Source organism: Pseudomonadota bacterium (assembly GCA_039033415.1).
GTDB lineage: Bacteria > Pseudomonadota > Gammaproteobacteria > Xanthomonadales > SZUA-38 > JANQOZ01.
Map to the genome: position 1 here is coordinate 1 of JBCCCR010000046.1, position 19,807 is coordinate 19,807.

The following is a 19,807-nucleotide window of genomic DNA, read 5'->3' on the forward strand; positions in this document are numbered from 1 at the left end:
CGTTGCGTTTCAGAGCCCCGTTGGGCGCCAAGAACAAGGCGCATCGCGCCGGCAATGGCCGTAGCCCTTGGCAAGCGATGCAACGCGGTTATTGGCGCCCAAGGGGGCTCCCTTCGGGCGCGTCCCACAAGGCCTGGAGCGGCGTTGCGAACCTTGGCCAGGGAACCACCCTGGCCGGCGGCTCGCGCCTAACTCCAGGGCCTTGTGGACACGCGCTGAAATACAACGAACTTTCCAAACAGGACACTTGCCGGTTGTCAGATTGATCCGGGCCCGCCGTCAAGCGGGCCTTTTTTGTCGGGAGCGGACCTGGCGATCCACGTCATCACCGGTCGCCGAACGCCATGGCCCGAGGGGCCTTCAGGGAGCAGCAACATGCGCAGCCACTACTGCGGCGAGATAAACGAACAGCACGGCGACGCTGAAGTCACGCTGTGCGGCTGGGCCGACACCCGCCGCGATCACGGCGGCATTATTTTTGTCGACCTGCGGGACCACACCGGCAAAGTGCAGGTGGTGATCAACCCCGAGGACACAACGGCGTTTGCGGCGGCTCACCAGATTCGCAACGAGTTCTGCCTGAAGATCAGCGGGCGCATCCGCCTGCGGCCTGAGGGGATGATCAACGAGGAGCTGGCCACCGGAAAGATTGAAGTGGTGGCAGGCAGCGTGGAGGTGCTCAACCCGTCAGCGCCGCTGCCGTTCCAGCTGGATGAGACCGCCGGCGAGGAAATTCGCCTGAAGCATCGCTACCTCGATCTGCGCCGCGAGCCCATGCAGCACGCCATTCGGACGCGCAATGCCTTGACAGGGGCGATTCGGCGCCACCTCGACGCCAAGCAGTTTCTGGACATCGAAACCCCGATTCTGACGAAGGCCACGCCGGAGGGCGCGCGTGACTATCTCGTGCCGAGCCGGGTGAATCACGGCGCCTTCTATGCGCTGCCGCAGTCGCCCCAAATCTTCAAGCAGCTGCTGATGATGTCGGGTATGGATCGCTACTACCAGATCGCACGCTGTTTCCGGGACGAAGATCTGCGCGCCGATCGCCAGCCGGAGTTTACCCAGCTGGATATCGAAATGGCGTTTGTCGAGCGCGAGGACGTGCTCCGGCTCGCTGAGGGTCTGGTCCGCGACGTATTCCGCGAGGTGCTGGACGTTGAGCTGGCGGATCCGTTTCCCCGGATGAGCTATGAAGAGGCCATGCGGCGCTACGGTTCGGACAAGCCGGACCTGCGCAACCCGCTGGAGCTGAAGGACATCGCCGAGCATGTCGCCCACGTTGACTTCAAGGTGTTTGCGGGTCCCGCCAATGATCCGGAGGGTCGGGTGGTGGTCCTGCGGGCGCCGGGTGGCGGTTCGCTGACACGCAAGCAGATCGACGGTTACGGCGATTATGTGGCCAACCACGGCGCGCGCGGGCTCGCGTGGATTAAAGTCAACGATCGGGAGGCCGGCGCTGACGGGCTCCAATCGCCGATCGTGAAGTTTCTGGATCAGCGTGCCCTCGACGGCATTCTAAAAACCAGCGGCGCGGAGAACGGCGATCTGATCTTCTTTGGGGCCGGCGATGCGCAGACGGTCTCGGAGTTCATGGGCGCGCTGCGCAATCGACTGGGTCGCGACCTCAGCCTCCTGGACGACACCTGGCAGCCGCTGTGGGTGCTCGAATTTCCGATGTTCGAATGGGATGACGCGAGCCATCGCTGGTTTTCCATGCACCATCCCTTTACCGCGCCGGTGAGCGATGACCCGGCGGAGGTTGCCGCCAATCCGAAGGTGGCCTTGTCCAAGGGCTATGACATGGTGCTGAACGGCGCTGAGGTCGGCGGTGGCTCGATTCGTATCCACAGCGGCCGCATGCAGAGCGCCATTTTTGAGATGCTGGGCATCGGTGAAGAAGAGGCTAAGGAGAAGTTTGGATTCCTGCTGGAGGCGCTCCGCTACGGCTGCCCGCCGCATGGGGGTATCGCCTTCGGGGTGGATCGGTTGGCGGCGCTGATGGTGGGAAGCGAATCCATCCGCGACGTCATCCCGTTCCCAAAAACCACGTCAGCATCGGACATGATGACCGAAGCCCCGTCTGACGTGAGCCTGGAACAGCTGCGCGAGCTGAGCATCAACGTCATCAAGAAACCCGGTAACTAACGCCGGCGGCGATCGGCCGCGGACTCGCGACGCGTAACGCACACTCGTGGGTCGTCAGACCAATTAGTTTCAATTGTAACTAATTGGTCTGCGCAGTATACTCAACGCCCTTGAGTGCTCCGGAGCGGCCCCATGGCTGATCTTTTCGACAATCCCACCGGTCTAGACGGTTTTGAGTTTGTGGAGTTTTCCGCCCCGGAAAAGGGCGTGCTTGAGCCGGTCTTTAAGCTGCTCGGCTTCAGCCATGTCGCCGACCATCGCTCGAAAGACGTCCAGCTTTGGCGCCAGGGTGACGTCAACTTCATTGCCAACTATCAGCCGGGCAGCCCCGCCGCCTACTTCGCCGAGGAGCACGGACCCTGCGCCTGCGGGCTCGCGTTTCGGGTTCAGGACGCGCATGCCGCTTATGAACACGTCCTGGCCCAAGGCGCTCAGCCGCTGGACATCCCTACGGGTCCGATGGAGCTTCGGCTGCCCGCCATCCGGGGCATCGGGGGCGCAGCGCTTTATCTGGTGGACCGGTACGCGCCGGGCCAGACGATTTACGACATCGATTTTCAGTACCGCGAAGGGGTCGATAAAAATCCCGGCGGGGTTGGACTCAAGGTGATCGATCACCTGACTCACAACGTCTATCGCGGGCGCATGGACTACTGGGCCAACTACTATGAGCGCCTGTTTAACTTTCGCGAAATCCGTTTTTTCGATATCAAAGGGGAATACACGGGGCTGGCGTCTCGCGCGATGTCGGCCCCCGACGGGCTGATCCGGATACCGCTCAATGAAGAGGCGGCGGGCGGCAACGGCCAGATCGATGAGTACCTGATCCGCTATAACGGTGAGGGTATCCAGCACATCGCCTTCCACTGTGACAACCTGCTGGCCACCTGGGATCGGCTCAAGGAACGTGGCCTGCCGTTCATGACCGCGCCGCCGGCCGCCTACTACGAGATGCTGGAGGAACGGTTGCCCGGCCACGGGGAGCCGACGGGCGAACTGCAGCAGCGAGGCATTCTGCTCGACGGCTCAACCGAAGAGGGCGATCCCCGCCTGCTGCTGCAGATCTTCTCGGAAAATCAGATCGGCCCGATCTTTTTTGAGTTCATCCAGCGCAAGCGAGACGAGGGGTTTGGCGAGGGCAATTTCAAAGCCCTGTTCGAATCGATCGAGCGCGACCAGGTCGCCCGCGGGGTGCTCGAGACCTGACCGGGCACGCTACCGGCAGGGGCCAGTCAGGCCTGGGCCGGCATCGCTTCAGTCTGGTCGACAGTTCCGGGGTGTTCAACCTGCAGGTAGCGCCGCAGCCAGTGAACGCCGAGATAAAAAGGCCCGGTATCGAGGAGAGCCACCACCATCTTGAATAGGTAGTTGCTGCCGATCAGGACGGCCATCTGCTTCAGCGTGATGGTCCCGGCCAGGTAGGCCGCGCCGAAGGTCACGGTGACCACCATGGTGGCGTCGACCATCTGGCTCACCAGCGTACTCAGGTTGTTACGCAGCCACAGGTGCTTGCCTCGCGTCAGCCGTTTCCAGAAATGAAACAGCTGCACGTCCACATACTGCGCCGCCAGATAAGCCATCATTGAGGCAAATACCGCGCCTGCGGTGAGGGAGTAGATCAGCTGAAAGAGCTCGATGCTGCCGCTGACGGGGTCACCGTTGGGCAGGCTGATGTCTTCCGCCAGCTTCAACACCTGCCAGGGTGGCTGGGTGGCGGGGTCGACCGAGGGCAGCAGCTGGCCGAGGTAGAGACAGCCCAGGATAAATACGTTCAGGCCGAGGCCGACCGTGACAAGAAAGTTAGCCCGTCGTCGGCCGTAAAGCTCGCAGATCAGGTCGGTGCACAGAAAGGTGATGGGATAGGGCAGCACGCCAACCGCCAGGGCCATGGGGCCAAGCTGAATAAAGCGCGAGATGCCCACGACGTTGAGCAGCGTCATCGCGCAGAGGAAGATGCCGGCGAGCACCAGAAATACCCGCTCCCGGCGCTCCCTCAGCACCGCTTCGGTCAGGACGGCCTGACTCAACGCTCAAGCTGTCCGAGATTGGCGTGCAGTACCGCCCCGTTGATGACCGGCGAGTGCGCGGCAAACCAGATCGTCTGAGCCATTTCCTCGGGTTCGATCAGTCGCCCCATCGTCACGTTGCCGGCCAGCGAGGCGAGGATGTCGTTGTCGTTGCCAACATGTGACCGCAGCATCGCCGTATCGGTGAAGCCGGGGCAAACACAGGTTGTGTGGATGCCGCTGCCGGCCAGATCCTGGCAGGTGCTGCGCATCAGGCCGATCTGCGCGTGCTTGGCGGTGACGTAGGAAGCCGCGCCGGCGACCGCCTTTTCGCCGAGGGTTGAGCCGACGTAGATCACCGAGGAACCCTCTTGCATGTGAGGGAACACCAGCTGGTTGAGCTGGCTCGCGGCGATCACGTTGACCTGCAGGGAGCTGGCCAGGGCGTCAGCCGTGACCTCACGCACGTTGTCTTTCAGCAGCAGCCCGGCGCAGTGGACCAGGCAGATAGGCCCGCCAGCCTGGCTGAGCAGCGGTTCAAGCGCCGGTGCTGCGGCGTCGGGCCAGGCGGGGTCGGACAAGTCGGTGCTTATATGGGTAGCGCCCGGGACGTCACAGCCGGAGCGAGACAGATTCACGACCAGCCAGCCGTTGCCGGCAAAGTGGGCTGCGGTCGCATGGCCGATGCCGGCGCTGGCCCCGGTGATCACCAGCACGCCGCTCATGCTGCCGCCTCCCAGCGGCTGGCGGCCCATTGCTGCGTGCCCGAGGAAACGCGGACCTCCAGCGAGGTGAGCGGCGCACCCTCAAGCTTCGGATGCGCGCGCACCCGGGCGAGCAGCATGACCGCCATCTCCTCGATGGTGATGTTGCGCAGCGGGAGCACCTGCGTGTCTTTCTTCAGGAACAGCATCACGTCCTCATCATGCTGGACCCGATAATAATCTCCGTCGTCCTCGATCGTCAGGTGCGGCGACTGTTCGGGCAGCAGCATGTACTCGTCGAGCTTATTGCACTCGTCCAGGAGCAGGTCTTTCACGATTTTGTAGTTGAAGCTCAGGCCGTCCTCGCCGATCGGTGCCGTCAGTTCGGCGGCGACCCGATAACCATGGCCATGCAGGCGCTCGCGGCTCGTCGCCGAAAAAATGGTGAAATGTGCAGCGGCGAAGTTGAGGTAATCCTTCGCAACGGTAATGGTGGTCAGGTTTGTCATCGCGGCATTGTAGCGGCTAAAGATGTCGTCAACTTGTGTAGCATTCGGCCATTGGCCATGATCGCCCGCTCGGATCGGGTGAAAGGAATTTAACTTTGGAATTAACCGAAGCGGTACGCAGCCGCTACTCGGCTCGCGCATTTCTCCCCAAAGAGGTCTCCGAGACGACGGTGCGGCGCGTGTTGGACCGCGCTGCGCAGGCACCTTCGGGTGGCAATCTGCAGCCCTGGCACGTCTACGCGCTCGGTGGTGCCGCGCTGCAAGAACTGCTCCGGGAGGTCGCGACCCGGCTGCCGGGCAATCCGCGTGGTGAGCCGGCGGAGTATGACGTCTATCCAACCTCCCTCAAGGAGCCCTATCGAACCCGGCGGTATCGCTGTGGCGAGGACCTCTATGCATCGATCGAGATACCGCGTGACGATAAGCTGGGGCGCCTGCGCCAGTTTGCGAAGAATCTGACGTGCTTCGGCGCCCCGGTCTGTCTTTTTTTTGCGATCGATCGGACGATGGGGCGCAACCAGTGGGCGCATCTCGGCATGTTTATGCAGACCGTGATGCTGCTGGCCCGCGAGGAAGGGCTCCACACCTGTGCCCAGGAAGCGTGGTCCGCCTGGCACGAAACGGTCAGCCGCCACGTGAGTTTGCCCGAAGAGCTGATGCTCTACTGCGGCATGGCGCTGGGTTATGCCGATGAGCAGGCCCCGATCAACCGCTGGCGCACGGAGCGCGCGCCGCGCGACGAGTGGTGCACGCTGCGGGGCTTTGGGACGGGCTGACATACCGATATTCACCCCAGGTATTTGCAATCGCTGACGCCGACGTGTACTAAACACCCGGCGGCTGACTAAGGCGGCGCGGCAACACAACGCGGCCTCCGACACGAACACAACAGGACAACCGATGAAGATAGGCGTACCGAAAGAGACTTATGCCGGCGAGCTGCGGGCGGCGGTAACCCCGGAAGTGGTTACGCAGCTCCTCAAGCTGGGCTTTGAGGTCATGATCGAGGCGGGTGCCGGCGAGGCGGCCAGCTTCAGTGATGACGCCTACACCGATGCCGGCGCCGGCGTCGCCGCTAACGCGGAGTCGTTGTTTGGCGAAGCCGACATCGTTCTGAAGGTTCGCGGGCCGGACGGCGGTGAGATCGAGCTTCTGCGAGAGGGTCAAACGCTGATCTGCTTCCTGTATCCGGCCCAGAACGAAGCGCTGCTGAAGACCCTGGCAGAAAAGGGGATCAACACGCTTGCCATGGACAGCGTGCCGAGAATCTCCCGGGCGCAGAAAATGGATGCGCTCAGCTCGATGGCCAACATCGCCGGCTACCGGGCGGTGGTGGAGGCGGCCCAGCACTTCGGGCGGTTTTTTACGGGTCAGATCACCGCGGCGGGCAAGGTCCCGCCGGCCAAGGTGCTGGTGATCGGCGCCGGCGTCGCCGGTCTCGCGGCCATCGGCGCGGCCAAGAGTATGGGCGCCATCGTCCGCGCCTTCGACACCCGCCCGGAGGTTAAGGAGCAGGTTGAAAGTATGGACGCCGAATTCCTCATGCTCGAGTTTGAGGATGACGAAGACGGTGCCGGCGAGGGCGGTTACGCCAAGGTGATGAGCGACGCCTTCATCGCTGCGGAGATGGCGCTGTTTGCCGAGCAGGCTGAAGAGGTCGACATCATCATCACCACCGCGCTGATCCCGGGTAAGCCAGCGCCCAAGCTGATCACGGCCGAGATGGTGCAGTCGATGCGGGACGGCAGCGTCGTAGTGGATCTGGCGGCTGAACAGGGCGGTAACTGTGAGCTCACCGAACCGGGGAAGGTGGTCGAAAAGGAGGGAGTCCACCTGATCGGCTACACCGACTTGCCGAGCCGTCTGGCCGCCCAGTCCAGCCAGCTCTACGGGACTAATCTCAGGCACCTCCTGACCGACATGTGTCCGGAGAAAGATGGCCAGCTCGTGATCGACATGGAGGACGAGGTCGTGCGCGGCGCCACGGTCACGAATGACGGGGAGATCACCTGGCCGCCGCCACCGCCGAGGCTGTCGGCGGCTCCGGCTGCCAAGGCGCCTCCGCCGCCACCCCCGGCTGAACCTGAGCCGGAGGCACCGCCCAGCGTCTGGGGGCCAATTCTGACGCTGGGTATCGGCGGGCTCGCGCTGTTCGGTCTTGGCGCTGTTGCGCCGCCGTCATTCATGGCGCACTTCACGGTGTTTGTGCTGGCCTGCTTTGTTGGATACATGGTGATCTGGAATGTATCGCCGGCGCTGCACACGCCCCTGATGAGCGTCACCAACGCCATCAGCTCGATCATCATAATCGGTGCCCTGCTGCAGATCTCGTCTGCCGACTCTGTCATCAAGTGGGTTGCCGTGATCACCGTCCTCATCACCAGCATCAACATCGTCGGCGGCTTTGCCGTCACGAGACGCATGCTCGAAATGTTCCGCAAGTAAGGCGCCAGGATCATGACACAAGGTTTGATAACGGTTTCCTACATCGCGTCCACGATCCTGTTTATCCTGGCGCTGGGCGGATTGAGCAATCAGGAGACGGCCCGCCGCGGGAACGTCTACGGCATGCTGGGGATGGGAATTGCCCTGATCGCAACCGTCACCGGCATCGTCAGCGGCAACTACGTTGAGCTGGTGGCCGCGCTGGTGCTGGGTGGTGTCGTCGGTATTGTCCTGGCCCAGCGGGTCCAGATGACCCAAATGCCGGAACTGGTGGCGATGCTCCACTCGCTGGTGGGCGCCGCCGCGGTGATGGTGGGCTACGCCAGCTTCCTCGACCCGGACGTCCAGTTCACCGGCGTCGAGGAGACGATCCACAACGTGGAGGTGTACATCGGAATCCTGATCGGCGCCGTGACCTTCTCGGGCTCGGTCATTGCCTTTGGCAAGCTGAGCGGCAAAATCGGCGGCAGCCCGCTGCTGCTGCCGGCCCGGCACTGGCTAAACCTCATCCTGCTGCTGCTCGCGATCTGGTTTGGACGCGACTTTGTGCAGTCGGCTCATGAGGGTGGCGGCGTCCAGCCGCTGGTTATCATGACGGTAATTGCACTGGTATTTGGCATCCACATGGTGATGGCGATCGGCGGTGCCGACATGCCGGTGGTCGTCTCGATGCTGAACAGCTACTCGGGCTGGGCGGCTTCAGCCACCGGGTTCATGCTCGGCAACGATCTGTTGATTGTCACCGGCGCGCTGGTCGGTAGCAGTGGCGCCATCCTCAGCTACATTATGTGCCGGGCCATGAACCGCAAGTTCCTGTCGGTGATCGCCGGCGGCTTTGGCACCGGCACCTCCACCGGCGGCGGCGGTGGCGCCGCGGAAGACCAGGGTGAGGTTGTGCCGATGGAGGCGCTTGAGGTGGCCGACATGCTGGCCGGCGCCAAAGAGGTCATGATCATCCCAGGCTACGGAATGGCGGTTGCCCAGGCTCAGCACACGGTCAACGAAATCACCCGGAAGCTCAAAGACAAGGGCGTCAACGTCCGTTTCGGTATTCACCCGGTGGCGGGCCGGATGCCGGGCCACATGAACGTGCTGCTCGCTGAGGCGCGGGTGCCTTACGACATCGTCTTCGAAATGGATGAAATCAACGACGACTTCCCCGATGTGGACGTGTCGGTCATTATCGGGGCCAACGACATCGTCAACCCGTCAGCCCAGGACGAGCCAGACAGCCCCATCGCCGGCATGCCGGTGCTTGAGGTGTGGAAAGGGGAGACTACCGTCGTGCTGAAACGCAGTATGGCGACGGGTTATGCCGGGGTGCAGAATCCGCTGTTCTTCAAGGACAACACGCGGATGTTGTTCGGCGACGCTAAGGATTCGCTGGACGCGGTGCTCAAGGCGCTGGGGTAAGCCAGGCGACGGTGTGATGCGCCTCAAAAACGGGACCAATTGCGATGAAGCTGCGAATCAAAGGTAACAGCATCCGTCTTCGCCTGACCCGGTCGGAGGTTGATGCCTTTGCTGAGGGAGGCAGCGTCTCGGAGGTCCTTCACTTTGCCAACGGTGATCGCCTGACCTATCGGGTGCTGAGCGACCCCCAAACCGATACATTGACGGCAGCGTTTGCTGACCAGGTTGTTACGGTGAGCGTTCCTGCCGGAGAGGTCGCCGCCTGGCTGGCGCCGGAATCGGTGAGCCTGCAGGGAAGTCAGCTTTTGGCGAATGGCGATCACCTCAATCTGCTCGTAGAAAAGGACTTTGCCTGCCTGGTAGAGCGCGCTGGGGAAGACGACAGCGACGCGTTTGCCCATCCCGCCGCATCGAACGCACACGGCACGGACTGACCCTTGAGGGAAGTCAACCTCCTGGCCATTCGGCGCGGCGAGTGGCTGGCCGTCGGGCTTTCCACCGCCTACTTCTTCTGCCTGCTGTGCGCCTACTTCACCCTGCGACCGATCCGCGAGTCGATGGCGGTTGCCAGTGGCTCGGTGACCGTGCCGGTGCTGTTTACCGGTACGTTTGTTGTCATGGCGCTGATGGTGCCGGTCTTTGGCTACCTGTTTTCCCGCTTTCCGAAGCGGGTGTTTCTCCCCGCCAGCTACGGGTTTTTCATCCTGAATCTACTGGCCTTCTATTGGGCCTTTCGCAGCTTTAGCGACACGCTCTGGCTAGGGCGCGCGTTCTTCATCTGGATCAGCGTGTTCAACATGTTTGTGGTGTCGGTGTTCTGGAGCTTCATGACCGACCTGTTTAAGCCCGGCCAGGCCAGACGGTTGTTTGGCCTGATAGCGGCCGGTGGCAGCGCGGGCGCCGTGGCGGGTCCGGCCCTGACCGCTGCCCTTGCGCCGGCGCTCGGCGTTGCCAATCTGTTTCTCGTGGCCATCGGTTTTCTGAGCCTGGCGCTGCTTTGCCAAATCTTGTTGCTGCGGCGGCAGGAAGCTGAGAGTGGTAGTCGCGCGCCGGCGATGGGTGGTTCGGTTTGGGCAGGTGCTCAGCTGGTGTGGAAAACGCCGATGCTGCGGCTGATGGTGGGGGTGCTGGTGATGCTGCCGGTGCTCAACACGGTGCTCTACAACCAGCAGATTGCGCTGGTCGAGCAGGTCTACGCGGGTAAGGACCCCACGCGATTTTTTGCGCTGATCGACCTGGGGGCCAACGTCACGGCCTTTACCCTCGAGCTGCTGCTCACGTCCCGGCTTCTAAGGTGGCTCGGCGTGGCGAAAACGATCATCATCATGCCGCTGCTGACGTCGGTGGGGCTGGTGCTGCTGGCAATCTGGCCTCAGGTGGCGGTGCTGGGGGTGTTTCAGGCCCTGCGCCGTGGCGGTGAATATGGGCTGATGAAGCCAGCGCGGGAGCTGCTCTATACGCAGGTTGAGCCCGAGGTGCGGTACAAGGCCAAAAACTTTATTGATACCTTTATCTACCGCGGCGGTGACCTGACAAGCGGCTGGCTCTACCTCGGCCTGAGTCAGGGGCTCGGACTGGGCATCGCCGCCATCGCCTGGCTTGCGGCGCCGCTGGGCGGATTATGGGCCTGGCTGGCTTACCGATTAGGACTGAACTTCAAGGAGCCGGAACATGATCCGGAACACAACGGCTAGCGGCTCCGGCCGCTCCTTTGAGCGTTGGGTCGCTTGTGCGGTGGCGCTGACGGTGAGCCTCACCCTGGTGCCATCGCTGACAAAGGCCCAGTACGCGCGCGCGCCGGTGCCTCCGGCTTATCTGCAGGTCGACCTTGGCGGCGTGCTGGAAAGCGGTGACCAGGAGGCTGAGACCGGGTTTCTGGTCGGCTTGCGCGGCGGCTTTAATTTCACCACCACCACCTCGATTGAAGCTGAGCTGTTCCGGGATGAAATGACCTTCGACGCCGGGTTTGATCTGGAGCACACCGGTTTTGCGGTGAATCTGGTTCGCTATAACCGGGTGCCGCTCTGGAATCCCTACGTGCTGCTGGGCATCGGCGGTCTGCGCTTTGAGCTCCCGGGAGACTCCGACACGGAGTACATGGCTCATGTCGGTGTCGGCGGTCAGTGGGATCTGACGGAAAGTGGCGTGCTGCTCCGGGCCGAGCTGCGCTACCGCTACAGTCCGCTCCGGTCGTCGCTGGAAGGGGTTCTCGAAGACGCTTCGCCGGTCTTCACGGTGGGGCTGGTCATGCCGCTCGGGCTCTGACCCCAAAAGCCGCTTCAGGCCCTGCGGACGCGGGACCTGAAGCGCTTATGGTCGTTCAGTCGTTCAGGCAGCCTGTTCGACCGGCGTCTCGGGCTGGCGGCCCGCCATCAGTGCGGCGGGATCAAAATCGTCCACCGCAATAATCTCAGCCACCAGCTCGCGAGTCTGCACCAGCAGGTCGTAATCCGTCTGGTTGATCAGGCCCTCGTCGAGCGCGTCAGCGAGCTGCTGTTGCGGGGATTCACCCTCGATGTCGCCGCTGGCCACCGCCTTGCGGATCTTGCGCTCCAGCGGCTCAGCCTGAATGATCAGCGGCAGCGCCGCTTCCATCTGACCGACCGGATTGTTCGGCTCCGCCACCGCGTAGACCAGCGAGGTCAGCCGCGCGCGGGCCTCGTTCGGACTCTGCAGCAGGGCCGCAACTTTGTGGTCAAGCCGGTCGGAGGGCAGACGTGCCCAGGCACCCAGCGGGAAGATCAGCGCCTTCATCAGCCAGGCTACGGGCCGGGACGGGAAGTTCCGAATAACCTCGGCAAACGCCTGCTGCGTCTGGTAAATCGAGTACTGACAGGCCCAATTGAGCATCGGTGCGTCGACGGCCGGCCGGCCGTGATCTTCGTAGCGCTTGAGCACCGCCGACAGCATGTAGAGGTGGCTGAGCACGTCACCCAGCCGTGCAGAAAGCCGCTCCTTGAACTTCAGCTTGCCGCCGAGCACCAGCATCGCGAGATCCGCGGCGAGGCCCAAGCCGGCGCTGTAGCGTGCAACCGCCTGGTAGTAGCGACGGGTGTAGCGACTGCCTGGCGTGCGGGCCAGGCGCCCACCGGTCAGACCGAGGAGCAGCGCGCGGCTGGCGTTGGAAAAGGCCAGGCCGATGTGTCCGAACAGCGCCTTGTCGAAGGCGCGAAGCTGTTCCCGCCGATCCTCGATGCCCAGGGCGGCGAGTTCTTTGAGAACAAACGGATGACACCGAATGGCGCCCTGCCCAAAGATCATCAGGCTCCGGGTCATGATGTTGGCGCCTTCCACCGTAATGGCGATCGGCGCGCCCTGCCAGCCGCGGCCGGCGTAGTTCTTAGGCCCGAGGATGACGGCCTTGCCGCCGTGGACGTCCATAGTGTCGCCTGCCACCTGGCGGGCAAGTTCGGTGGCATGGTACTTCGCGATCGCCGACGACACCGCCGGCTTCTCGCCCCGATCGACAGCCAGGGCGGTGGCTTCGGATACCGCAGTGGCGAGGTAGGCTTTGCCGCCGATGCGCGCGAGCGCTTCCTCGACACCCTCGAAGCGGCCGATCGGCAGGCCAAACTGGCGCCGAATGCGCGCGTAGGCGCCGGTTGCCAGGGCCGCCGCGCGGCTGCCGCCGGCAGCGCTGGAGGGCAGCGAAATCGCGCGGCCGACGCTCAGGCATTCCACCAGCATGCGCCAGCCCTGACCCGCCATGGCCGGGCCGCCGATCAGGTATTCCAGCGGCACAAAAACATCTTCTCCACGGATGGGTCCATTTTGGAAGGGGACGTTGAGCGGCATATGGCGACGCCCGATTTCCATACCCTTCGTGTCGCGAGGCAGCAGGGCCAGGCTGATGCCCAGGTCCTTTTCATCGCCCAGCAGGCCGTCGGGATCTCTCAGCCGGAAAGCCAGACCGATCAACGAGGCGACCGGTGCCAGGGTGATGTAGCGCTTATCGAAATTGAGGCGCATACCCAGCACCTCTTCGCCCTTGAACTCCCCGCGACAGATCACGCCCTCGTCGGGGATTGACGTAGCGTCTGAACCGGCGGTCGGGCCCGTCAGACCAAAACACGGGACCTCTTCGCCTTTGGCCAGGCGCGGCAGGTAGTAGTTTTTCTGCTCGTCGGTACCGTAGTGCAGCAGCAGTTCCGCTGGGCCTAAGGAGTTGGGCACCGAGACGGTCGAGGCAAGGACCGCGTTTTTGGTCGACAGCTTCTGGACCACGGCCGAATGGGCGTAAGCGGAAAACTCAAGGCCCCCGTAAGCCTTCGGAATGATCATGCCGAAGAAGCGCTGGTCTTTGATGTATTGCCAGGCTTCCGGCGGAAGGTCGGCCCGGACGTGGTTGACGTCCCATTCGTCGATCATTGAGCAAAGCGTTTCTACCGGACCGTCCAGGAAGGCCCGTTCCTCGGCTGACAGTTCAGCTTTGGGTTGAGCCAGGAGCTGACCGAAACGCGGCTTGCCGCCGAAGAGTTCACCCTCCCAGCCGACTGTGCCCGCCTCCAGCGCAATCTCTTCGGTTTCCGACAGCTTTGGCGCCAGCTTCCGATAGGTGTTCAGGACCGGTGCGGTGAGATACTGGCGGCGCCACGGCGCGTGATTCAGCGGCACCGCAACCACGCCCACCAGCAGCCAGGCGCTGACCAGCGCCAGCGTCGAGGCGGGCGACAGCAGGCTGAACGCGAGCAGTGCCAGCACGCTGGCGATGGTCCATTGACGGATGGAGGATCGGGCGAAACCACAGGCCAGGGCAATGCCCGCCAGGGTTAGATAGAGCGTTAAGCCAGACATAATGAGTCCTCGTTTCGATAGTCGGTGCCGGTTAGCGTCCGGAGAAAGTCCAGGACGGCGGCGGTAAAGGGTTGATTGCTGTCGCCCGCCACCATGTGGTGGGCGTCTTTGATCACAACGTGCTGCGCATGCGGTATCAGTTCGAGCAGCCGCTTGGCGCCTCGTTCGCTAACCACCTCGGACCGTTCACCGCTGATCAGCAGCGTGGGGATGGAAATGGAGCGGCAGGCCCGGGTGATTCGCTCGGGCCACTGCGCGACGTGTTGGGTGACCGCGGCCAACAGCTTCGGGTCCCAGTGCCAGTGCCAGCGCCCGTTTCGTTGCCGGAGATTGTTTTTAAGGCCGGTCGCGTCTGCCGGGCGACTGCGGTGGGGCAGGTACTTTGCGATAGCCTGCTGCGCCTCGTCGACGCTGGCAAAACCTTCCGGATAAGACTTGAGGAACGCAATGATCTGCTCGATCCCGTTGCTTTCCCAGTCGGGGACGATGTCGACCAGCACCAAAGCGCGAAGCATGGGACGCTCGGCCTGGGCCATCAGCGCGCTGACGCCCCCGAGCGACGCGCCGACGGCAACGGGCGGGGTCTTACACAGCTGATCTGTGACGTACCCAACGTCAGCGGCGAAGTGGTCGAGCTGGTAGCCGTCGGCAAACGCGCTCTTGCCGTGACCTCGCAAGTCGGGGACCAGGCACTGCCACTCTTGCTGCACCAGAGAATGCGCGGTTTTGCGCCAGGACCAGCCGGTTTGGCCACCGCCGTGAAGCAACAGCACAGGGGGATGTACAGTCTCGCCGAAGCCTGTCACGTGAAGACGCGTACCGTCTTGCGAGGTAACAGCGCGTTCGAATTTTTTCAAACGACTGTTTAATTCCATGAGCACAGTATGCGGGGAGGCAATAATACTTGTCAATGGCAAGTGTATGTCCCGGCAAGGCGGCGTAGAGGGCCCGTTTTGCGAGCGATTTCCCGCTTTTTGTTAGCCGCTCAGACACCTGCGAGCGCCTTCGAGAAACGACCGCAGGATTCCCGCCGGATCGCAGCCCCGTAAACGATCGTCAACTGCCACTTCGAGGGCCCGGCAGACGTTGAATTCCGCCCCCCGGAGCGTTATGGTCCTGCGCCTCACTACGGCGTCTCGTTCCCGAGGATTTTCATGGCTACCAAGCTTCCCGCTTTGGCTCACTGGGTGGAGGAGGTTGCTGCTCTCACCCGTCCCAACAACATTCACTGGTGTGACGGCTCCCAGCAGGAGTACGAGGGGCTGGTAGACCTGATGAAAGCCAGCGGCGATCTTCAGGAACTGAATCAGGAAACGCACCCGGGTTGTTACCTGCATCTGTCTGACCCCAGCGACGTGGCGCGGGTTGAGCACCTTACTTTTGTGTGCACCGAAAAAGCGGAGGAAGCGGGCCCCAACAACAACTGGATGGACCCGAGCGAAGCCCGCCAGAAAATGGACGAGCTCTTCAAGGACTCGATGGTCGGTCGCACGCTTTACGTAGTGCCCTACTGCATGGGCCCGATCGACTCACCGCTGGCGCGCTGCGGCGTCGAAATCACCGACAGCCCGTACGTGGTCGCGAACATGCGTCTGATGACCCGCATGGGCAGCGCTGCCCTGGCGCGGATCGAGCGCGAAGGCAGCTTTGTTAAAGGGCTGCACTGTACCGGCGATCTGGACCCGGATCGTCGTTTCATCATGCACTTCCCGGAGTCGCTGACCATCATGAGCTTTGGCTCGGGTTACGGCGGCAACGCGCTGCTGGGCAAGAAGTGCCACGCGCTGCGCATCGCGAGCTACCAGGCCCGGCAGGAGGGGTGGCTGGCTGAGCACATGCTGATTGTTGGCATCGAGGACCCGCACGGCAACGTCAGCTACGTGGCCGCCGCGTTCCCGTCCCAGTGCGGAAAAACCAACCTGGCAATGCTGATTCCCCCGGAGTCGCAGGAAGGCTGGAAAGTCTGGACCGTCGGTGACGATATCTGCTGGATGCACATTGGTGAGGACGGCCAGCTTTGGGCGATCAACCCCGAGGCGGGATTCTTCGGCGTGGCGCCGGGAACCGGTGAAGACACCAATCCCAATGCGCTGGCGATGCTGGATCGAGATGCCATTTTTACCAATGTGGGCGTCACCAGCACCAATGAGCCGTGGTGGGAGGGCAAATCCGACGAGCGTCCGGCGCGAGATTGGCGCGGCGCTGATTATGCTGACGGCAGCGGGCCGGCAGCGCATCCCAATTCACGATTCACCGTTTCGATCAAGCGGTGTCCCAGCTACAGCGATCAGGTTGAATCGCCTCAGGGCGTGCCCATCTCGGCGATTGTTTTTGGCGGTCGGCGCGAGCGGCTGGTACCCCTGGTGCTGGAAGCCAAAGACTGGCAGCACGGCGTGCTGCTTGGCGCCTCCATGGCCTCGGAAACCACTGCGGCCGCCACTGGCGCGGTGGGCGTTGTCCGACGTGACCCGATGGCGATGAAACCTTTCTGCGGTTACAACTTTGCTGACTATTTCGCCCACTGGCTCACCGTTGGCGAAAAGGCCAGCCGGGCGCCTAAGGTGTTTCACGTCAACTGGTTCCGCAAAGACGAAAACGGGCGGTTCATGTGGCCCGGCTTCGGCGAAAACATGCGGGTGCTGCGCTGGATTGTGGGCCGCTGCCGTGGCGAGGTTGGTGCTCAGGATACGGCGATTGGCCTGCTCCCGACCCCCGCTGATCTGGACGTTAGCGGACTGGACCTCGCGCCGGAAACGCTGGAGGCGCTGCTGAGCCTCGATCAGGCCGGCTGGCAGCAGGAGCTGAGCGAAATCGGCACCTACCTGGAAAGTTATGGTGAGCGGCTGCCCGCAGAGCTCGCCGCCCAGCAGCGCCGGGTTGCCGAGGCGCTGCAGGCCTGAGCCCGGCCGGACTCTGCAGGAAGATACCGCAGCACCGGTGACAGCGCCGGCAGCAGGCCCGTCGCCCGAGGCCTTTAATCTGTTTTACTGCGACCAGTTTGTGCTCCCCCTCCCGGCGGAGCACCGGTTTCCCATGAGCAAATACGCGCTGCTGCGCGAACGCTTGCGCCGGGAGCCCGCGCTGGCGGCCGGGCGTTTCAGCGTGCCGCCGGCCGCGTCACTCCAGGCCCTGAAACGCGTACACAGCGAAGCCTATCTCGACGCCCTGATCAGCGGCGCGCTGCCGCGGGCCATCGAGCGCCGTATCGGTTTTCCCTACAGCGAACAAATGGTGGAACGCTCCCGTCGATCGGTGGGGGGCACGATGGCCGCAGCCGAGGCGGCGCTCGAGTGTGGGTTGGCCGTCAATCTCGCCGGCGGTACCCACCACGCGTTTGCGGACACCGGCGGCGGTTACTGCGTGCTGAACGACGTGGCGGTGGCCGCGCGCTACGCGCAAAGCAGCCTGGGTGTGGGTCAGGTGCTGGTGGTCGATCTGGATGTGCATCAGGGTGACGGCACCGCGGCCATCTTCTCGGAGGACAGCTCCGTGTTTACCTTTTCGATGCACGGCGGAAAAAACTACCCGACCCGGAAACAAACCAGTGACCTTGATGTAGCCCTTGATGACGGGACCGACGACGAGGCCTACCTGAACCGGCTTCAGGGCATCCTGCCCGGGCTGTTACGGGAGCTCCGGCCCGACCTGGTTTTCTACCTGGCGGGCGCTGATCCGTTTGCCGGGGACCGACTCGGTCGACTCAGCTTGAGCAAAGCCGGCCTGGCGAAGCGAGACAGCCGGGTGTTTGATTTTCTGCGCAGGGCGGATGTGCCCGCGGCGGTATGTATGGCCGGCGGCTACGCAGACAGTGTTGAAGATATCGTGTCGATCCACACCGCGACGGTGCTCGCTGCTCACGAAAGCTGGCGGCAGTGGCAAGGCAATTCTCTTACTTAGGTTTACTTGCTGGTTGATAGCAAGTATCTTGGCGGGATGCCTCAACCTGCACTCACTCAGGCCCAGCGTACGGCGCTTTCGGACACCGCGATGATCGACGCCGCCATTATGCTGATTGTGAGTCTGGGCCCAGAAAAAACCACGCTGAAAGCGCTCGGCGAGGCTTCTGGCTACAGCCGGGGGCTCGTGACCTATCGTTTCGGCAGCAAGGCGGGTCTTTTCAAGGCGGTCATCAAAACCGTTTCTGAGCGATGGTTGGACGCCTTTGAGAAGGCGGTCGACGACAAGTCCGGAATCAGCGCAATCTTGAGTACCGCCGAAGCTTATCGCCAGTTTGTCCTGAGATCGCCCAAGGACATCCGCGCGATGCATATTCTGAGCTATCACTCCGTGGAACCCGGTTGTGGGCACGCCGGCATGGTTCGCAAGGTCATCCGCGCGCAGCGCGACCAGCTCGCCCAGTGGGTGAAAGATGGTCAGCAGCAGGGCACGGTCTGCCCAAACGTGGACCCGCAGGTTTTTGCGGCCCGTTTTGTGGCCTATACCAGCGGCATGGTGTGGGCCTGGATGCTTGGTACCAGCGATATCGATTTCGAGGCCGCCCACGCGGCCTTTCAGCGACAGATCAACTTCGAACTCTCCCGACAGGCTGACGCCTGACCTATAGGAACCCACAGACAATGACAGACGCATATATCTACGATCACGTACGCACGCCTCGCGGCCGCGGCAAACCCAATGGTTCGCTCCACGAGGTGACCCCCATCGAGCTGGTTCGCCAGGTGCTGGAAGCGCTGCGTGACCGCAACGAGCTCGATACCAGCAAGGTCGACGATGTGGTGATGGGCTGCGTGTCGCCCGTTGGAGAGCAGGGCGCCAACGTCGCACGCGTCGGGGCGCTGATGGCCGACTACGACCAGACGGTGCCGGGCAAGCAGCTCAACCGGTTTTGCGCATCAGGCCTCGAAGCCGTCAACACGGCGGCGTCACAGGTCATGGCCGGCCAGTCCGATCTGTGTATCGGCGGTGGCGTTGAATCGATGTCCCGCGTGCCGATGGGTTCGGACGGGGGCGCCATGGCCGTGGATCCACACGTGGCGTACAACACCTATTTTGCGCCTCAGGGAATCGGCGCGGATCTGATCGCCTCCAAGTACGGCTTCAGCCGCGAGGACGTAGATGCTTACGCGGCGGAAAGCCAGGCGCGGGCTGCCAACGCCTGGGATAACGGCTATTTCGACAACGCGGTGATCGCGGTGAAAGATCAGCTGGGCATGACGCTGCTCGACCGGGACGAGCACATGCGCCCGGGCACCACCGCTGAAGATCTGGCGGGTCTCAAGCCGGCGTTTGTGATTCCCGGTGAGCAGTTCGGCTTCGACGCGGTGGCCCTCCAGCGGTACCCGGAGGTAGAGCGCATCAACCATGTCCACACCGGCGGCAACAGCTCCGGCATCGTCGACGGTGCCGGCGCGGTGCTCATCGGAAACAAAGAAATCGGCGACAGCCTCGGGCTGAAGCCGCGGGCTCGGATCAAAGGCTTTGCCTCGATCGGGTCGGAGCCGACCATCATGTTGACCGGCCCGGGCCCGTCAGCGGAGAAGGTGCTCAAGCGATGCGGCATGAGCACAGCGGACATCGATTTGTTCGAGCTCAACGAGGCTTTTGCCTCGGTGGTGCTGCGCTACATGCAGCAGCTCGACATCGATCACAGCCAGATCAACGTCAACGGCGGCGCGATTGCCCTGGGGCATCCCCTGGGGGCCACCGGCGCGATGATCTTCGGCACCGCGCTGGACGAGCTGGAGCGGCGTGACCTGAACACCGCGCTGGTCAACCTCTGTATTGGTGCCGGTATGGGCACCGCCACCATTATCGAACGGGTATAACC

17 protein-coding genes are annotated in these 19,807 nt (G+C 62.9%); 12 read left to right on the top strand and 5 right to left on the bottom strand.

Annotated elements, in window-relative coordinates; all coding sequences use genetic code 11:
* The first annotated feature begins 375 nt into the window (after nt 1-375).
* Nucleotides 376-2,148, top strand: a complete 1,773-nt coding sequence (gene aspS / locus AAF358_25275; GenBank protein ID MEM7708885.1) for an aspartate--tRNA ligase — start codon at nt 376-378, stop codon at nt 2,146-2,148.
* Between the two features lie 132 nt (nt 2,149-2,280).
* Nucleotides 2,281-3,354 carry a 4-hydroxyphenylpyruvate dioxygenase gene (hppD, locus tag AAF358_25280; protein MEM7708886.1) on the top strand — a complete coding sequence of 358 codons (1,074 nt, stop codon included), beginning with the start codon at nt 2,281-2,283 and terminating at the stop codon, nt 3,352-3,354.
* A 26-nt stretch (nt 3,355-3,380) separates the two neighbouring features.
* Here hppD and AAF358_25285 read toward each other — a convergent pair whose 3' ends face one another.
* From AAF358_25285 to AAF358_25295, 3 genes are read right to left on the bottom strand one after another with little or no spacing between them, the layout of a single operon-like run.
* Nucleotides 3,381-4,175 (bottom strand): queuosine precursor transporter, encoded by a 795-nt coding sequence (locus AAF358_25285; protein MEM7708887.1) that lies wholly within the window; start codon nt 4,173-4,175, stop codon nt 3,381-3,383.
* Nucleotides 4,172-4,879: an SDR family oxidoreductase gene (locus AAF358_25290; protein MEM7708888.1), complete on the bottom strand. Its 708-nt coding sequence runs from the start codon at nt 4,877-4,879 to the stop codon at nt 4,172-4,174. Before AAF358_25290 ends, AAF358_25285 begins: the two co-directional genes overlap by 4 nt.
* Entirely contained in the window at nt 4,876-5,367 is a 492-nt protein-coding gene (locus tag AAF358_25295; protein MEM7708889.1) for a 6-carboxytetrahydropterin synthase, read from the bottom strand. The genes AAF358_25290 and AAF358_25295 overlap by 4 nt, the downstream gene beginning before the upstream one ends.
* 95 nt (nt 5,368-5,462) lie before the next feature.
* On the opposite strand from AAF358_25295, the gene AAF358_25300 reads away from it, so the two are divergent.
* The 6 genes from AAF358_25300 (at nt 5,463) to AAF358_25325 (ending at nt 11,490) form a co-directional block, all read left to right on the top strand.
* Complete coding sequence (locus tag AAF358_25300) at nt 5,463-6,143, top strand: nitroreductase (protein MEM7708890.1); 681 nt, start codon at nt 5,463-5,465, stop codon at nt 6,141-6,143.
* 124 nt (nt 6,144-6,267) lie between these two features.
* Nucleotides 6,268-7,812: a Re/Si-specific NAD(P)(+) transhydrogenase subunit alpha gene (locus AAF358_25305; protein ID MEM7708891.1), complete on the top strand. Its 1,545-nt coding sequence runs from the start codon at nt 6,268-6,270 to the stop codon at nt 7,810-7,812.
* A 12-nt stretch (nt 7,813-7,824) separates the two neighbouring features.
* Nucleotides 7,825-9,225, top strand: a complete 1,401-nt coding sequence (pntB, locus tag AAF358_25310; GenBank protein ID MEM7708892.1) for a Re/Si-specific NAD(P)(+) transhydrogenase subunit beta — start codon at nt 7,825-7,827, stop codon at nt 9,223-9,225.
* Nucleotides 9,226-9,269: 44 nt separating this feature from the next.
* On the top strand, nt 9,270-9,659 hold the full coding sequence (locus AAF358_25315; GenBank protein MEM7708893.1) for a hypothetical protein: 390 nt from the start codon (nt 9,270-9,272) through the stop codon (nt 9,657-9,659).
* A 3-nt stretch (nt 9,660-9,662) separates the two neighbouring features.
* The gene (locus AAF358_25320) at nt 9,663-10,919 is read left to right on the top strand and encodes an MFS transporter (protein MEM7708894.1); all 1,257 of its coding nucleotides are present in this window, start codon (nt 9,663-9,665) and stop codon (nt 10,917-10,919) included.
* The gene (locus AAF358_25325; protein MEM7708895.1) at nt 10,897-11,490 is read left to right on the top strand and encodes an outer membrane beta-barrel protein; all 594 of its coding nucleotides are present in this window, start codon (nt 10,897-10,899) and stop codon (nt 11,488-11,490) included. The genes AAF358_25320 and AAF358_25325 overlap by 23 nt, the downstream gene beginning before the upstream one ends.
* 63 nt (nt 11,491-11,553) lie before the next feature.
* On the opposite strand, the gene AAF358_25330 is transcribed toward AAF358_25325, so the two are convergent.
* Nucleotides 11,554-14,019 carry an acyl-CoA dehydrogenase gene (locus AAF358_25330; GenBank protein MEM7708896.1) on the bottom strand — a complete coding sequence of 822 codons (2,466 nt, stop codon included), beginning with the start codon at nt 14,017-14,019 and terminating at the stop codon, nt 11,554-11,556.
* Entirely contained in the window at nt 14,007-14,876 is an 870-nt protein-coding gene (locus tag AAF358_25335; protein MEM7708897.1) for an alpha/beta hydrolase, read from the bottom strand. The genes AAF358_25330 and AAF358_25335 overlap by 13 nt, the downstream gene beginning before the upstream one ends.
* A 297-nt stretch (nt 14,877-15,173) precedes the next feature.
* On the opposite strand from AAF358_25335, the gene AAF358_25340 reads away from it, so the two are divergent.
* Genes AAF358_25340 through AAF358_25355 form a run of 4 tightly spaced genes read left to right on the top strand, consistent with a single transcriptional unit; the run spans nt 15,174 to nt 19,805 of the window.
* Nucleotides 15,174-16,919: a phosphoenolpyruvate carboxykinase (GTP) gene (locus tag AAF358_25340; GenBank protein MEM7708898.1), complete on the top strand. Its 1,746-nt coding sequence runs from the start codon at nt 15,174-15,176 to the stop codon at nt 16,917-16,919.
* A 37-nt stretch (nt 16,920-16,956) separates the two neighbouring features.
* The gene (locus AAF358_25345; protein ID MEM7708899.1) at nt 16,957-17,916 is read left to right on the top strand and encodes a histone deacetylase; all 960 of its coding nucleotides are present in this window, start codon (nt 16,957-16,959) and stop codon (nt 17,914-17,916) included.
* A gap of 36 nt (nt 17,917-17,952) precedes the next feature.
* On the top strand, nt 17,953-18,576 hold the full coding sequence (locus AAF358_25350; GenBank protein MEM7708900.1) for a TetR/AcrR family transcriptional regulator: 624 nt from the start codon (nt 17,953-17,955) through the stop codon (nt 18,574-18,576).
* A 20-nt stretch (nt 18,577-18,596) separates the two neighbouring features.
* Entirely contained in the window at nt 18,597-19,805 is a 1,209-nt protein-coding gene (locus AAF358_25355) for an acetyl-CoA C-acetyltransferase (GenBank protein MEM7708901.1), read from the top strand.
* The last annotated feature ends 2 nt before the right edge of the window (nt 19,806-19,807 follow it).

Excerpts from the sequence above, each read along its gene's own strand:
- AAF358_25355 (MEM7708901.1), top strand. The coding sequence starts at position 18,597 with ATGACAGACGCATATATCTACGATCACGTACGCACGCCTCGCGGCCGC.
- AAF358_25325 (MEM7708895.1), top strand. The coding sequence starts at position 10,897 with ATGATCCGGAACACAACGGCTAGCGGCTCCGGCCGCTCCTTTGAGCGT.
- AAF358_25350 (MEM7708900.1), top strand. The coding sequence starts at position 17,953 with ATGCCTCAACCTGCACTCACTCAGGCCCAGCGTACGGCGCTTTCGGAC.
- AAF358_25315 (MEM7708893.1), top strand. The coding sequence starts at position 9,270 with ATGAAGCTGCGAATCAAAGGTAACAGCATCCGTCTTCGCCTGACCCGG.
- AAF358_25305 (MEM7708891.1), top strand. The coding sequence starts at position 6,268 with ATGAAGATAGGCGTACCGAAAGAGACTTATGCCGGCGAGCTGCGGGCG.
- AAF358_25330 (MEM7708896.1), bottom strand. The coding sequence starts at position 14,019 with ATGTCTGGCTTAACGCTCTATCTAACCCTGGCGGGCATTGCCCTGGCC.
- pntB (MEM7708892.1), top strand. The coding sequence starts at position 7,825 with ATGACACAAGGTTTGATAACGGTTTCCTACATCGCGTCCACGATCCTG.
- aspS (MEM7708885.1), top strand. The coding sequence starts at position 376 with ATGCGCAGCCACTACTGCGGCGAGATAAACGAACAGCACGGCGACGCT.
- AAF358_25290 (MEM7708888.1), bottom strand. The coding sequence starts at position 4,879 with ATGAGCGGCGTGCTGGTGATCACCGGGGCCAGCGCCGGCATCGGCCAT.
- hppD (MEM7708886.1), top strand. The coding sequence starts at position 2,281 with ATGGCTGATCTTTTCGACAATCCCACCGGTCTAGACGGTTTTGAGTTT.
- AAF358_25295 (MEM7708889.1), bottom strand. The coding sequence starts at position 5,367 with ATGACAAACCTGACCACCATTACCGTTGCGAAGGATTACCTCAACTTC.
- AAF358_25340 (MEM7708898.1), top strand. The coding sequence starts at position 15,174 with ATGGCTACCAAGCTTCCCGCTTTGGCTCACTGGGTGGAGGAGGTTGCT.